Raw genomic sequence first — 15,646 nt, forward strand, 5'->3', positions numbered from 1 at the left:
CAGATCGACCTCAAAGCGGAGCTCGAGCTTCGGCGCCCTCAGGAGAAGATCGACCATGTGACCTCGCGACAATGGAAGAGGCTCGCGGGAATCCAGGAGCTGCGAATCAGGATGTTTCCGATCCCCACAAGGCCCGCAGGGCATTCAGGATCACGGCGACATCGATGGCTTCCTGGATGAGCGCGCCCTGCACCGGCGTCAGGTATCCCAAACCCGCGGCGATCATTCCAAGTATCGAGAGGCCAATTCCGACATAAACACTCTGAAGCGCAATGCGCCTGGAGCGACGCGCCATCAGAATGGCGCCGGGGATCCTGTCGAGGCGATCGACCAGAAGGACCACGTCGGCCGCTTCGGCCGAGGCGGCGGCACCTCTCGCACCCATGGCGACACCGAGATCAGCGGCCGCGAGGGCCGGTGCGTCGTTGACGCCGTCGCCTATCATCATGACGGGGCCGCGCCGTTTCTCGGCCTGAACGATGGCGATCTTCCTGTCTGGCGTGAGGTCGGCATGCACCGCGTCGAAATGCAGGCCGACGGTCACGGCTTGCGCCACCTCACGGCGGTCTCCCGTTGCCAGGATGACCCGGGCAATCCCCAGCCGACGGAGACTTTCGATCACATGAGCGGCTTCCGTTCGCAATGGGTCTGCTAAGATCAGCAGCCCGGCCGGCTCGTCATCGACTGCTATGGCGACCATGACGGACCCTGCGGGATGCTGGCCAGCGGCGCCTGCTTCCATGCGCGGCACATGTCGGGAGACGAACCGGATTCCACCTACGACGACGCGTTGATTATCGACGTAACCTTCCAGGCCTTCGCCCGGGGTCTCCTCGACCTTGATTGGGAGCAGGAGATCTATCCCTCTGTCCTGCGCCTCCGAGACGAGCGCGCGCGCAATGACATGCTTCGATGCTTGATCGAGGGATGCCGCAAGTTGGAGCAGCCTGTCGGACGACAACCCGGCCATGGGGAGGATTTCGACGATCCGGGCTTGCCCATGAGTGAGCGTTCCGGTCTTGTCGATGACCAGCGTCTTCACATGCGAAAGCGTCTCCAAGGCCCTCCCGCCCTTCACCAGCACACCGGCTTTCGCGGCACGCGACATCCCGGCAACAATGGCCACGGGAACGGCCAGGATGAGCGGGCACGGGGTTGCGATGACGAGCACCGCCAGCGCTCGGATTGGGTCGCCGCTCCACAGCCATGCGCCACCGGCGAGGACAATCGTCAGCGCCAGGAATGCTAAAGCGAAACGATCCGCGAGCCGTGCCAAAGGCGCTTTGGAGCGCTGGGCAACTTCGATCAGACGAACGATGCCTGCATAAGTGCTCTCGACCGCTCGGTGCGTCGCCAAGAGATCGAAGGCATCACCGACATTTGTGACGCCGCTCATGACAGGCTCGCCCGCTCTTTTACGGGCGGGGACCGCCTCGCCCGTCAGCGCCGACTGATCCAGGACGGCGACTCCCTTGGCAACAAGCCCGTCGACGGGAACCACATCGCCTTGGCGGATGAGCAAGCGGTCCTGTGGGGCGATGAGGTCGAGTGTGACCTCCTCGAGCCGACTTCCCCGATGGCGGATGGCCATCCGCGGCACGCGGGTCAGGAGCGCAGTCATCTCGCGTTTGGCGCGGCGCTCGGCAAAGCTTTCGAGATACTGCCCGCCTGCGTACATCAGAGCCACGACCACCGCGGCGAGATGCTCTCCAAACACGAGCGCACCGGTCATGGAGAGGGCGGCAACGATGTCCAACCCGACATCTCCGTGCCGCAGGCTGCCGATGATCTCGATGATCAGGACGCCAAGAATCGGAAGAGTCGCTGCAGCCCATATCACCCCGGGCCAGTGATCGTCGCCCGCAACATGCAACCCAAAACCGAGGACCAATCCCATGGCCGGTACGATGACCAACACGGGACGGGAAAGCCGGAGCAGACGATAGGCTGACAGGGAGGGGTTCTCGTTACCGGGCATCATTGGATCCATTCGCAGTGCCCGCTTCAATCCAGCCTGTCCGTGACTGTAGCCACTTCCGCGCGCCGGGAAAGGTCGCGCTTTCAAAGGGCGCCCATGAGCCGCCGCATGCGCTCCTTTCCACCCGGGCAGAGTGTCGTCCGGATGGTGTGATCGCTCAGACCCGCCAGGAAGCCGTCGAGCGGCCCAACATCTGGGATAGACTTTTCGTCGAGGACGATGCGTCCAGGCTCGACAAAGACGGCGACTTTCATCTTAGGCATGACCATCCCTCCCAAGGCTGATCCAGCCCAATTCTATCACGGTAAAGCGATGCGTCCGACACACCCGACCGTCCGCCGGGATTCCGCCACTGGAGCTTCATCGGCGGAGCGCCTGGACGATCCGACATCGACACAGCGCGAGTGAGAATGGTGCCGCACGCACACCCGTGTGGTCCGGTCCGGCCGGCCCGCAACGAGAATGCACTTGGAGACAGATCGCAGGTGACTGGTTCCACCGTCATGCCCTGACAAGCATCCCTTGAATTACACTGGCGCTGTCGAGAGACATGACGGGGCAGCGGAACCGCCTGTCCGAGACTGATGCCATCGAAGGCTTCAGTCAGGATATCGCGCCAATCACGAGCGCCGATGCGAGGATCGCAATGGCATCCTCAATCAGAGCGGCAGGGCGATCCTTTCCGAACCGCTTGGCAAGTCGGGCACGAATGGCCGCGCCTCCCAGTGTCCCGATGACAGCCCCAAGCGCTCCGGCAACAAGGCCTGCGATCGGAATACCACCGGCTGTACCGATGGCTGCACCCGACACAGAACCCGTGACGATCCGTGCGCCGAACTGAACCGGCACCTTGCGGCTGGGTGTGGAGGGGAGCTGATCGGCAACGAGTTCAGCCAGCGCGAACAGAGTCAGGATCCATGGAGTGAAGCGATAGCCTAGAAACGCCAGCCAGCTTCCATTGAGATCAAGGAAACCGAGGGCTGTCGCCCAACTCACAGCCGCCGGAGCCATCATGGTACGCGAACCCGCGACCATACCGATCAGAATGCTCAAAAGAAGAAATCCCACACTCCGCCTCCCCAGCGAGATCTGCCATTGCGTCACGACGCTCTCTCTCGGTTCAGAAAACCGACAGGCAGCCTGTCCATTTCCAGACCGCCGGACGATCCGATCATACCGAGATGTCCATCTCAACAGTTTCATCTTATGGGAACGGAGCTCAGCCGAAAGTCCTCCATCCGGATAATCTGCCTCAGATCTGGTCCTTGGGACCGCCACGCAGGTATCGTTAAGGCCCAAGGCACGGCGAGAATCTCTTCATAACCGCCTAAAAACGCCGGTCGTCGTTACGAAGGATCGCCCAGGGTTTCTGTCATGAATTCCGGCTCAAGAGTAAAAAGCTCCTGTGGACGCTTCACGCCTCGCAAGGCATAGCGTCCAACCGATACGAAATTCTCCTGATCCTTCTCTGAAGCTGCCGAATAAAATGCAGAGGAGACCAGAATATCTCTTTCGACCGAGCGGCACAGGGCGGCAATCCGGCTGGCTTCATTCACCGCGGGGCCAACGACGGTAAAGTCCAATCGATCCTGGCTTCCGATATTGCCGTAGAAGACCTCGCCGATATGAAGAGCGAGATAAGCATCGGTCACAGGCAGGTCGGCTGCTGCCCGTTCCTTGTTGAGCGAATGGATGCCGGCACGCATCCGCCTCTCAGCCTCAAGTGCGCATCGACAGGCCTGTGCCGCATTCTCCGCTGTAAAGATCGCGAGGGTGCCGTCCCCGATCAGCTTCAGCACGTCGCCGCCCGCATCATGGATCGACGACACGATTGTTTCTGCATAATCATTGAGAAAAGGAATGATCTGCTCTGGCTCCGCGGTTTCAGTGACGCTGGTGAAACCGCGCAGATCACTGAACCATAGGACCGCCTGAATTCTATCCGTGACTCCACGGGCGATCCTGCCGCTCAGAACCCTGCGGCCCGCGTCCCTTCCGAGATAAGTCGTTACAAGGGTTTCGGTAATGCGCACGAGAGAAGCGCATTTCATGGCAAGCGCGAGAGGCGCCGCGAGATCGCGCAGAATAGTTATTTCCTCATCTGCAAAGCCTGAGACCGCATCGGTCGTCCATGACGAATAGAAACAATCGACCTCGCCGATCGTGCCCTCGGCTGCAAAGCGATGCGCGAGAGCCAGGTAATCGGTCTGCCCTTCTTCGCGCAGTTCGTCCAGGATAACGAAATCGGCTGGATGACGTGGACCGATCCGGCGCCGGAGTAGATCGTCTCCCGTATGGAAGAGGTGATAATATGTACTGCGGCGCCAGCTTTCGGCAGCCTCGCCCTCATTCGTGCGGCCATACTCGACGACGGGCTCGATATCCGCTTGATCCTTTCGCCAGCGAAAGGCGCGACCCTCATAAATGGGATGCAGAGTGTCGATGATCATGTTCACGCGATTGATCGGCAAACCCGCCTCGAGCATCCTGCGGCAGAACCCGTGAAGGATGTCCGCCTCCGTCATGCCATTCAGCCCTGCCTCGGTCACCCATCGCGTCAGATTTGCCAGCTGTTCCGTATCCACGAAGATTCTCCGTTTCCGGCTCGATCAAAAGCCGACGCGCCTATTCAGCAAGAGAGGCCTTCGCCTCCGTCGCGCCCGGTTTACCTTGAGCGCGTAATTTGGACAGGCGCAGCACCAGGAGCCGCAAGGTGACATAGAACACAGGCGTGAGGAATAGCCCGAACAGCGTCACACCGATCATTCCGAAGAACACCGCTGTTCCAAGCGCCTGCCGCATCTCGGCGCCTGGCCCGGTTGCGATCACGAGCGGCAGCACGCCAAGGATGAAGGCAAAGGCCGTCATCAGGATAGGTCGCAGCCTCAATCGACATGCCTCGATAACTGCCTCCGCCGGGGTCTTTCCCTCGAACTCCGCCTGTCTCGCGAATTCCACGATGAGGATGGCGTTCTTAGCAGCCAATCCGACGAGGACCACAAGGCCGATCTGCGTCAGGATATTGTTGTCCTGCCCTCGCAGCATCACGCCGACCAGCGCGGAGAGGACGCTCATTGGAACGATGAGGATGATGGCAAGTGGCAAGGACCAGCTTTCATACTGAGCCGCAAGCACGAGAAACACGAAGAGTACCGAGAGAGCGAAGATGAATATCGCCGTATTGCCGGTCTGCCGTTCCTGGAAGGCAAGCTCCGTCCACTCGAACCCCATGCTGGGCGAAAGGTTCTGTCGAACCATTTCCTCCATGATGTTGAGCGCATCGCCCGAGGAGACACCCGGAGCCGCATTGCCCTGCAACGCGACCGAAGTGAACATGTTGTAGCGCTGAATCAGATCGGGGCCCGACACCTCACGCATCTCGACAAGAGTGCCCAAGGGAACGAGAGCTCCTGCGGACGAGCGGACGCGCAGCCGATTAATGTCTTCCTGGTCGATCCTGAATCGTTGGTCGGCCTGGGCGCGGACTTGATAGACACGGCCGAACGCGTTGAAGTCATTCACGTAGGCCGTTCCGAGATTGATCCGCAGCGTTTCGAAAATACTGGGAATCGGCACATTCAGAAGGCCCGCCTTCTGGCGGTCGATTTCCAGATAGACCTGAGGTGAGTTGGCCGAGAACGTCGTGAAGACGCCGACAAGGTTCGGGTTCTGGCGAGCCTGCCCCATGAGCTGATAGGCAACTGCGAGAATCCCGCGAACATTATCACCGGTTCTGTTCTGGAGCTGGACCTTGAAGCCTCCCGAATTCCCGAGCCCTCGCACGGGTGGCGGAGGAATGGCGATGATGAAAGCCTCTTCAATCTGCTGCAAGCGAGAGAAGAGATCGCTAATGATCTTGGTCCCTGAATCTCCGGATTCGATCCGCTCGGGAAACGGCTTGAACGGGGCGAAGATGGCGGCAGCATTGGTTGCATTGGTAAAGGTCGCACCGGAGAACCCCGCGAAGGCCACCGCATGCTGGACGCCCGGTGTTTCCTGAATGATCCTCGATGCCCTTTCCACGACGGCATTGGTGCGAGACAATGCGGAGCCATCCGGCAACTGAACGACCACGATGGCATAACCTTGATCCAGTGCCGGAATGAATCCGCGCGGCACATGATTGGCGATCCACACGGTGCCGGCCAGCAACCCCGCATAAATGGGAAGCACGATCAGCTTGTGACGCACGACCGATCCGACCGCCCTGGCATATCCCTGGGAGGTCGCGTCGAAGGCACGGTTGAATCCCCCCGTCAAAGCCTTCCCGGATCGAACAAGCGGATTCCTCGGAGGCTCATGACTGTGCGGCTTCAGAAGCCACGCGGCAAGGGCTGGAGACAGGGTCAGGGAGTTGAAAGCCGAGATCACCGTCGAGACGGCGATGGTCAACGCGAACTGACGGTAGAATTGACCCGAGATTCCGGGAATGAAGGCAGTCGGCACGAACACAGCCACCAGAACCAGCGCAATGGCGACAAGAGCGGTTCCGACCTCGTCCATGGTCGTATGGGCCGCATCCCTTGGCGAGAGGCCGAGGGCGATGTTGCGCTCCACATTCTCGACCACGACGATGGCGTCGTCGACCACGATGCCGATTGCGAGCACCATGCCGAACAGAGTCAGAGTGTTCAGGGAGAACCCAAGAGCAGCCATGGCCGCGAATGTCCCGACCAATGATACGGGAATCGCAACGATGGGGATGAGGGCCGTGCGCCAACTCTGCAGAAAGACGATCACGACGAGAACGACGAGAGCTGTTGCCTCGAACAGGGTTTTATAGACTTCATCGACGCTGGCCGCGATGAACTCAGTCGGATTGTAGATGATCTGGTATGCGATTCCAGGAGGGAACCCGGCCTTCAGCTGTTCCATGGTCCGAAGGATCTGGTCCGAGGCGGCAAGCGCGTTCGTGCCGGGACGCTGAAAGATACCGAGCGCGACGGCAGGCTTTCCGTCGAGGTAGGAATTCGTCACGTACTCCTGAGCACCGAGCTCGATGCGGGCGACATCCTGCAGCCGCACCAAGCGCCCGTCAGGAGTGGCCTGCACGATGATCGGACGAAACTGGCGCGGATCCTCGAACCGTCCCTGCGTTGTGACGGTTAGCTGGAACGCAGCGTCCGTCGGTGTCGGCTCCTGCCCCAGCGCCCCGCCCGAGACCTGCACGTTCTGCTCCTGAATGGCGCGAACCACGTCGCTGGATGTAAGCCCATAAGCCGCGAGCTTTTCGGGATCGAGCCAAATCCTGAGGGAATATAGTCGCTCGCCGAAGATGATGATATCGCCTACGCCGTCAAGACGCAGGAGAATGTCGCGGACATAATTGCGGGCATAGTTCGAGATGTAGAGCTGGTCGTAGGAATTATCCGGCGAGAGCATGTGCACGACCATCATCAGGTCGGGAGAGCTCTTGAGCGTGGTCACTCCAAGGCGCCGCACTTCTTCCGGCAGGCGTGGCGTGGCGATGGCGACCCGGTTCTGGACAAGCACCTGGGCGTTGTCGAGATCGGTCCCGAGCTTGAAGGTGATCGTCAAAGCCATGGAGCCGTCGCCGGTGGAATAGGAGGACATGTAGAGCATGTCCTCGACACCGTTGATCTGCTGCTCCAGCGGCGTAGCGACGGTGGCGGCGACCGTTTGAGCATCCGCTCCTGGATAGCTGGCTCTGACAACGACTGTCGGCGGCGTGATATCCGGATATTGCGCAACCGGCAGAACGGCGTAGGCGATTCCGCCGACGATAAGGAAGAGAACCGACAGGACGGTTGCGAAAATGGGCCGGTCGACGAAAAAATGTGCGAAGCGCATGGATTTTTCCCATCGCGTGAGATCAGATGCCGTTTCTCTCTCGTGTCGGAGGGAGCGTCGTCATCTGCGGGGTAATGGGCGCTCCAGGCCGCACTCGCACGAGGCCGTTCACGACGATTGTCTCATTGCCTGTCAGACCATCTCGAATGACCCTGTAGCCGTCGATTCTGGGGCCGATGCGGACAGGCTTGAGATTGACGATATTGTTGTCGCCAACAACATAAACCACGCGCCGATCCTGATCGCTGCCGATCGCCTCATCCGGCAGAAGAATACCCTTGTACGGATCCGAAGCGCCGACTGTGACGCGGCCGAACAGGCCAGGTGTCAGAAAATGGTCCTTGTTCTCGAAGATCGCACGGGAGCGCATCGTGCCGCTGGCGGCATCCAGCCGGTTATCGACGAAGTCGAGCTGCCCTTTCCGCTGTCCTAGGCGCTCGTCCGTCAGAGTCAGCAGAACTTCGTTGTATTCTCCCTGGGCCGTCGTCCTCGTCCCTCCTTGGGTTTGGCGCGACAAGGCCAGGAAGGAACGTTCGTCGACGTCGAAGTAGAAGTGGATAGGATCCAGCGAGAGAACATTCGTCAGCACCGTCTCGTTTGCATTGACGAGATTACCCTCAGAGACGAGCTTGCGGGAGATTTTTCCAGACAGGGGAGATTTGATCTCGGTGAACTCCAGATCGAGCCGAGCCTGCCGCAGGGCCGCCTGTGCCCGATCGAGTTCCGCCTTTCCGGTCAGGAACGATTGCCGTCTCTGGTCATAGAGCTGGTCGGTGATGTTGCCGGTGCGGCGCAATTGCTCGGCCCGTTCGAGATCGCTCTGCGCGAACTCCATGCGGACCTGGGAGGAGGTCACCGCGGCCTGTGCCTGCTCGAGGGCGTTTCGATAAGGGCGCTGATCGATGGTGAAGAGGAGGTCTCCGGCCTTGACGTTGGTCCCGTCCTGAAAATGCACCTTATCGAGATAGCCTGAGACGCGCGAACGTATGTCGACCTGATCGATGGCTTCGAAGCGGCCGATGAAATCGGTTTGTTCGATGATGTCCTTGACCACAGGTTTCGCGACGGTCACGGGCGGCGCTTGCGCCAGCCCCCCTTGAGCGAGAGCCGTGCCGTTAGCGAGAAGCCAGCCATGAATGACGCCACAAACGAGGATAGACCGCAGACGACGCATGCGAACCTCCTGATCGGCATTATCGATCCAGCATTACAAGCCCATTATTGCTATTGGCCCTCTGCGGCGGCTGATATCCGCTCAGCTCGCACATCCATATTATGCAGCATTATGACGGCGGAGAGGCAATGGAACTCTCGAGTGCATCCATGGCGCGACAATGGTACGGCGTTCCATTCTGGATGGATCGCCCTCTTCCCGCCGATCGGAACGCTCTAAGCTGAATGCGTTGGCGCAGCCCTGCCCGCTCAGAACCGGATATTGAGGCCGATGCGGCTGATCCAGCCGTTGTTCTTGAAGCGATACACCGCCTCGTCGCCCTCTCGCGCCAACGTCAGGCTCTCGTCGGCCATGCTGTAGTACAACGCCTCGGTCTTGAGCGATACGTTCTGCGTCAGGGTATGCTCCGTTCCGGCCCCGATCACAAAGCCCAACGTCCAATCCTCTTGGCGCGCCTCCGGCCCAAGGCCCGTCGGCGCGACCGTGATCCGTCCCTGCCGCTCGATCTGTGCATAGGCCAGGCCGCCCGTGACGTAGACCAACGACTGCTGGAACACCGGCAGCAGGCTCGGCAGCGCAACGCCTGCCCTCCCCTTGACCGTCCCGAACAGGTTCATCTGCGAACCCAGATCCGTGCGCAGCGTGATGGCGCCGTTGGTCGTCTCGAAAGTGCGCGTGCGCGCGAGGTTCATGGCGGTCAGATCCGCCTCCACGCCCACCACGAGACTGCCTGTCTGCCACAGATACCCGATCTGGGCGCCGCCCCCGAGGCTGGAATCGCTCAAACCCGCGCGAATGGGGATCAAAGCGGACGCAACCCCCGACAGGCCAGCGCGCTCGGCCTCACTGTCGTCGCGAACCCAGGCGCCATGGACACCCGCATAAAACCCGCTCCAGCTGAATGCGGGAGCAGTTGCCGGCACCGCAATGGCGGCGCGGCTCGGCAGGTCGGCAGCGCTGGCCAAGCTGGTCAGGGCCACCAGCGCCGAGGCGGACAGAAGAAGTATCTTCATGCAAATCTCCAAAAATCAGGCAAGCGTCAACGCAAGGCCGGCCAGAGGCCGGTTACAGCAGCACGTCGGAGCTGGCGAAGAAGCCGACGATCCGGATCTCAAAGTTGGCTTTCCCGTCACCATCGACGTCGCCCATCAGAATTCCGTTCGTGTATTGCAACTCCCCTGCCCGGCCGGTGAAGCCCGCCGACAGGAAGCCGGTGGCTTCGTGCGGAGCCAGGAAGGGAACCTCGGCGCCAACCCAAATGAAGGACTGATTGCCCTTCTGGGTCATGTCCGCATCGATCTTGCGCAGATCGATGCGATCTATTCCGGATTGGAAGTCGTAGATGACGTCGCGCTGAGAGCCGACCCGGCTTTCCTGGATGGAATGGAAAGCAAACGTATCCGAACCGGCACCGCCCCACAGCTTGTCGCGGCCCAGGCCACCGACAATCCAGTCATTGCCGGCTTCCCCGCGCAGCACGTCATTGCCCGCGCCGCCATAGAGCCGATCGTTCCCGGCGCCGCCCCACAGGAAGTCTGTGCCGGAGCCTCCGTCCAGATAGTCGTTGCCTGCCCCGCCATAGACACGATCGCTGCCCGCACCGCCGGTCAGGCGATCCGCGCCGGCTCCACCTTCCAAAGTGTCATGGCCATTGCCGCCGTCGAGCCTGTCGTTGCCTGATCCGCCGAGCAAGCGATCGTGACCGTTGCCGCCCCAGAGGCGATCATTGCCGATGCCGCCGGAAACGGTGTCGTTGCCATCGTCGCCGTAGAGATGGTCGTTGCCGCCGAGCGAGCCGACATAGTCGTTGCCGCCGCCGCCATGGATAGTGTCGTCGTCAGCGCCCAGCACGATGTGCTGGCTGGCGCTGTCGGCAAAGACCGTCTGGCTGCCGGCTCCGCCCGTAATTGTCGCGGAGCCAACGATGGCAGCGAAGTCCACATTATTGAGCAGGAGGTGCGCCGCCCCGCCGGAGCTGCTCGTATCGATGATCAGCGCCGTCACGACACCGCTACTGGAATCGCCCGTGATCCCCAGGGGCTGCGTGGGGCTTGTCCCGGAGAGAATGCTGGGCGTGATCGTTTGCACAAGCATCGGAACGTCGGGAGCCAAACCGCCAAGGAAATCGGAGCCTCCGCCCGTGATCTGGTCTTGATCAACCGAGTCGGTCGCGGTGCGGGACTGAATCTCGCGGATGAGATCTGCGAGCGAGTCGCCTGTCGACCTGGGAGCGGACGGACCGGAGACCTGCAGGCCGAACCCGACCGGCACCTGCGCCGTAAGGACATTGCGTCCTCCGGACGTCACAAGTGGGATGTCGGCGACGCTAGCGCCGCCATCCGTGTTGGCGCGGTCTGAGGTCACCACTGGAATGGTGAGGATGCGGCCTGAGCTGCCATCCGGATAAATAATGGTCTCGGTTGTGACCTCTACCCCATCGATGAGTTCGCCATAACCGGAAACCTGCACGCTCACCGTCTTCACTGTGCCGTCGATGGCTTTAACCGTGAAGGTCTCAGTCTTGACTTCGCCGGAGCGCAAAGCCTTGGTCGCAGCGGCACCGCTGTCGAGCACATAGGTCCAGATGCCGTGAACGGCATCGAAGGAGAACGTGCCGTAGGTGCCCCGGACATCGCTTTGAGCTCTGAATCCGGCCTCACCCGTATCGAGGTCCGCGACTACCAATACGCCGGTCGCCATCTGGGTGCCATTCTCGGCCACCGCACCCCAATCCGTTCCCGTGAACGTAGCGACATCGTTGACGGCGGCGACATTCAGATTGACCGTCGTGGTATGACTCAGCGCGTGGCCGCCGCCCGTGTTGCCGCCATCGTTGATCGAAACGGTCAGAACCTGCGCCCCGGTGTCGTCGGCAGCAGGCGTGTAGATGACGTGGCTGGCGGCAATGAACGCATTGATGTTCGCAATCGTGCCAATCAGAGTGAGCGCAGTATTTGTCCCGCCGACAACTACGCCCCCACTGCTCATTGCCATCAAGGTTCCGGCTTGCACGCTGAGTGTCACTGTCACTGAGGCAGAGCCTGCATCAACGTCCGTGAAGCTGATGCCCGTCAGAGCAGTCGCCGTATCCTCGACAACCGGAATGCTTCCGACAACTGTCGCAACGGGTGCATCATTAATGCTGGCAACAGCGATGGAAACTGTCGCAGTCTGAGACGAGAAGGCCGTCGTACCGCCGTTTGTCGTGGTATCTGCCTTGGAAAGTACGTTGTTGGACGAGGCTGCTCCACTGGTCCGGTCCCAAGCACGGAAGGTGAAGACGGGTGTTTCGCCGTTATTCCCATCCGCCACGTAACGCACCTGTGTGGCGGATGTCAGCAGCAATGCGGAAGAGTTTGAAACGGCACCGAAGCTGGTCCACGAAAGTCCGTCGGTAGAATACTCCCATGTGCCATTGCCGGACGCGCCCGTGACAGCAACCCCCGATAAAGCACCAGCATCGACATCGCCATAGCCCGCGCCAGCTAAGATGCTAGATACCGTCACGCCGATGGACGCTGCATCCTCGTTCATGCCTGGCAGGCCGTAATCTGCGCCCGAGATAATCGTGGGAGCATCATTGACACCTGAAACCGTCAGATTGACAGTCTTTGTGTCCGTCTTGGGCCCTCCCATGCCATTGTTGCCCAGATCGTTGATCGTGACGGTCAGAACACGCACGCCATTTTCGTTCGCAACAGGCGTGTAGGTGACATTGCCAGCAGCAATGAAGGCGTTGATGTCGGCAATCGTGCCAGTCAACGTTCGAGCTATACTGGTTCCGCCAACCGTGACGCCTGCAGCGGCGGACGCAGCGATCATGCCAGCCGGCACGCTGAGCGTCACCGTCACGTTACCCGATCCGGCATCGGTGTCCGAGAAGCTGATGCCCGCCAGAGTAGTCGTCATATCCTCCGTCACCTGGATGCCGGCGGATGGTACAGTGACAACGGGAGCAGCATTGGCAGCTACGATGGTCAGTGAGAAGGTCTTGGTATCGGTCAAGCTGCCGCCTGCGCCCGCATTGCCGCCGTCGTTGATCGACGCGGTCAGCACCCGCGTGCCAAGATCGTTCAGAGCCGGGGTGTAGGTGATATTGCTCGCCGCGATGAAGGCATTGATGTTGGCAATCGTGCCCGTCAGGGTCAGGGCCAAGGAGGTGCCGCCGATGACCACCCCCGCACCGCTCGCTGCCGTGAGCGTGCCTGCCGGCACGCTGAACGTCACCGTTACATTACCTGATCCGGCATCGGTGTCGGAGAAGCTTATCCCCGTCAAAGCCGTGGCTGTGTTCTCCTGCATCGGGACTGCGTCGGACGGCACAGTGACAACGGGAGCATCGTTCACAGAAGCGATATTCAGGTTGACCCATTTGGTGTCCACCCGCTGCCCGCCCGTGCCCGTGTTGCCGCCATCGTTGATCGAAACGGTCAGCACTCGCGTGCCGGTGTCATTGGCAGCAGAGGTATAAATGACCTTACCGGCGGCAATGAAGGCGTTGATGTCGGCAATCGTGCCCCTCAGCAGCAACTCCGCCGGAGTTCCGTAAACCGCCACGCCGGCGCCACCGACAGCCGACAGCGCGCCGACCGGCACCATGAGAGTGACCAGGACCGCGCCAGAACCGGCGTCGACGTCGGAGAAGCTCATACCCGTCAGGGCAATCGGCGCATCCTCCGTAAGTGCAATGTTGTTGGATGCTACGGTGACGACTGGAGTATCATTGACCGGCGTCACCGTGACCGAGATGCTGCCGTCAGCTGGGCCTGCGTTGGCGGCATCCCTGATGCGGGTCGTGATCGTGAAGTTCTGGTCGTTGTTGGCCGACGGCGTCAACTGAACGGCGGCCAGAGCCTGATTCACATTGACAACCGAACCGGTGACCGACCACACGCCGGTTGTAGCGTCATAGACCGATGTTGCGGCGCCGTAGGTCCCAACGGAAAGCGTTCCTGCGGCAGGATTGCTCAGCGTCAGGGTGGCCGTGATGATTTCGCCCTGTCCATCCGGATCGGTCACGACGATGCCGTCGAGGTTGATTGCACCCCCTCCCTCGGTCACGGACTTGCTCTGCGTCAAGTTCGTGGCGCTCGGCTTATCGTTCCCGGGCGTGATCGTGATGGCAGAGGTCGTCCGTCCGGTTGCGCCTTCCGCGTCCGTCACCGAGATGGTGATGGTGCGCGTTACCGTGCTGGGTGCGTCGCTGCCATTGCTGTAGAGCATGGCCCGCAACACGTCCTGATAAACGGCTGCGGACGCGGTACCCGAGATGGTGTATGTTCTCGTCGTCTCGTTATAGCTGCCCGTCAGGCCGAAAGACGACAGCTGATGGCCCATGTTCAAGGCAGGGCTGTACAGAATGGCTTCATCGGAGCCGTCAGGAGTGGCAGACAGCACAAGGGTCATGCCGGTGATGGTGTCATCATCCGTTATGGTTGCAGTGCTGCTCGTAATGCTGACGGCGGCGCTGGGACCATTGCTGCCCTCAGTGAAGTGAGCCAGATTTGCTGCCCCCGCTACAGCGCCGTTGGCATCCACCACAGGGATCGGGTTGGGGGGTGGTGCGGCTTTAATGTCTCCGATAGTCATCTCGAACATGTCGAGGCCATCGGTTCTCATGAGACCATCCCTAGAGAAGATCTTTACGGTGAAGGATGTGATGTCGTTGAACAGTTCCTCATCGACGTCGATCGTCTCCTTTTGTGCGGAGGCCGTGGCGGTGTGGAACCAGGCGGTCGAAATGATGCCGGAAGATGAGGACGAGGTAATCTGGATCGCATATGATCCGTAAAGAGGGCCGACAACGAAGCTGTCGAGATCGAACGTGAGGACATCAATGCCGTCCGCCGTCCAGGTGATGGTGCCGAATACCTCCGGCTGCCCCTCGTAAGTCCCCGAGTGGTAGCCATCGATATAAATGGAGTTTCCATTCGGATTGGAGTTATCACTGGAGCCGGTGATGGAAGAGTCAGACGTGATCGTGAACCCATCAATAGTGTTGGTGCCACTGTTGTTCAGATAGTAGGTCGCACCGAATTTATGGGTGATCGGGTTGATCATGACGTGCTTCTCTTCATGAAGGATATGGGTCGGCTGGAGCGCCTGCCGGGCGCTCGATGGATATTCGGATTTTTAGGAGGTGCCTGCCGAACACCATGACGATTGGCAGATTCAGCGGCAGGGCGGCAGCTTTCCGAAGGCCTTCCCATGGCGGGAGCACGGAAGAGCAATGCTCCGATTGTCACCCAGCTCAGTGCCGCTTGAATGGACGAAGCCGCTCGCACGAGATTCCGACCGGGACGCCGCCCTGATCTGACTATGGTGCCGGAGCTATGATCTCAGCGATCTTGTCGAGCAAGAAACAGGGAACTCCGCCCCAGAAGATACTCGCCGTCATGGCTGCCCCCATTTGTGCCGCTCCTGACACCTTCAATGGACACGTGAGGCTTATGCTCAGTGCGGTCAGAGCTTTGGAGGGCATGGTCAGCATGCGCATTACGTAACGTCAAGGCATGTCGTCCCATCTGCCAGGACACCCTTCCTTGAGTTAGCTGAAAGCAACCGACATCCCAGAAGCGGGATTAACCTTGAAATTCATAGCCATAAGCCTCGTCGGCAAGCCAATTTAGTCTTGAGGACTGGCTGTGCCCAAGGCAATTCCAGGACAGGATGTCGCAATTTTG

General features: G+C 60.3%; 8 protein-coding genes. All 8 read right to left on the reverse strand.

From position 1 onward, the window contains the following. Nucleotides 1-106 precede the first annotated feature (106 nt). The 8 genes from MHY87_RS10940 to MHY87_RS10975 all read right to left on the reverse strand — a co-directional run bounded on the left by MHY87_RS10940 (nucleotide 107) and on the right by MHY87_RS10975 (nucleotide 15,023). Nucleotides 107-1,981, reverse strand: a complete 1,875-nt coding sequence (locus MHY87_RS10940; RefSeq protein ID WP_239351717.1) for a heavy metal translocating P-type ATPase — start codon at nucleotides 1,979-1,981, stop codon at nucleotides 107-109. An 80-nt stretch (nucleotides 1,982-2,061) separates the two neighbouring features. After that, nucleotides 2,062-2,241, reverse strand: coding sequence for a hypothetical protein (locus tag MHY87_RS10945; protein WP_239351718.1), 180 nt, complete (start codon nucleotides 2,239-2,241; stop codon nucleotides 2,062-2,064). 340 nt (nucleotides 2,242-2,581) lie between these two features. After that, nucleotides 2,582-3,013, reverse strand: coding sequence for a DUF4126 domain-containing protein (locus MHY87_RS10950; protein WP_239352261.1), 432 nt, complete (start codon nucleotides 3,011-3,013; stop codon nucleotides 2,582-2,584). Between the two features lie 311 nt (nucleotides 3,014-3,324). Continuing rightward, a complete protein-coding gene (locus tag MHY87_RS10955; protein WP_239351720.1) occupies nucleotides 3,325-4,563 on the reverse strand; it encodes an adenylate/guanylate cyclase domain-containing protein in 1,239 nt (412 codons plus the stop codon). Between the two features lie 40 nt (nucleotides 4,564-4,603). Continuing rightward, nucleotides 4,604-7,789 carry an efflux RND transporter permease subunit gene (locus MHY87_RS10960; RefSeq protein WP_239351722.1) on the reverse strand — a complete coding sequence of 1,062 codons (3,186 nt, stop codon included), beginning with the start codon at nucleotides 7,787-7,789 and terminating at the stop codon, nucleotides 4,604-4,606. A 22-nt stretch (nucleotides 7,790-7,811) separates the two neighbouring features. After that, on the reverse strand, nucleotides 7,812-8,963 hold the full coding sequence (locus MHY87_RS10965) for an efflux RND transporter periplasmic adaptor subunit (protein WP_239351724.1): 1,152 nt from the start codon (nucleotides 8,961-8,963) through the stop codon (nucleotides 7,812-7,814). Nucleotides 8,964-9,211: 248 nt separating this feature from the next. Further along, complete coding sequence (locus tag MHY87_RS10970; RefSeq protein WP_239351725.1) at nucleotides 9,212-9,976, reverse strand: outer membrane protein; 765 nt, start codon at nucleotides 9,974-9,976, stop codon at nucleotides 9,212-9,214. Between the two features lie 52 nt (nucleotides 9,977-10,028). After that, nucleotides 10,029-15,023 (reverse strand): VCBS domain-containing protein, encoded by a 4,995-nt coding sequence (locus MHY87_RS10975; protein WP_239351726.1) that lies wholly within the window; start codon nucleotides 15,021-15,023, stop codon nucleotides 10,029-10,031. Nucleotides 15,024-15,646: the final 623 nt, after the last annotated feature.

Origin of the sequence: Microvirga sp. ACRRW (assembly GCF_022346925.1) — a bacterium.
Classification (GTDB): Bacteria; Pseudomonadota; Alphaproteobacteria; order Rhizobiales; family Beijerinckiaceae; genus Microvirga.

What these genes read in the sequence shown, in the direction of transcription:
- MHY87_RS10940 (WP_239351717.1), bottom strand. Translation starts at nt 1,981, where the DNA reads ATGATGCCCGGTAACGAGAACCCCTCCCTGTCAGCCTATCGTCTGCTC.
- MHY87_RS10945 (WP_239351718.1), bottom strand. Translation starts at nt 2,241, where the DNA reads ATGCCTAAGATGAAAGTCGCCGTCTTTGTCGAGCCTGGACGCATCGTC.
- MHY87_RS10950 (WP_239352261.1), bottom strand. Translation starts at nt 3,013, where the DNA reads ATGGTCGCGGGTTCGCGTACCATGATGGCTCCGGCGGCTGTGAGTTGG.
- MHY87_RS10960 (WP_239351722.1), bottom strand. Translation starts at nt 7,789, where the DNA reads ATGCGCTTCGCACATTTTTTCGTCGACCGGCCCATTTTCGCAACCGTC.
- MHY87_RS10965 (WP_239351724.1), bottom strand. Translation starts at nt 8,963, where the DNA reads ATGCGTCGTCTGCGGTCTATCCTCGTTTGTGGCGTCATTCATGGCTGG.
- MHY87_RS10970 (WP_239351725.1), bottom strand. Translation starts at nt 9,976, where the DNA reads ATGAAGATACTTCTTCTGTCCGCCTCGGCGCTGGTGGCCCTGACCAGC.
- MHY87_RS10975 (WP_239351726.1), bottom strand. Translation starts at nt 15,023, where the DNA reads ATGATCAACCCGATCACCCATAAATTCGGTGCGACCTACTATCTGAAC.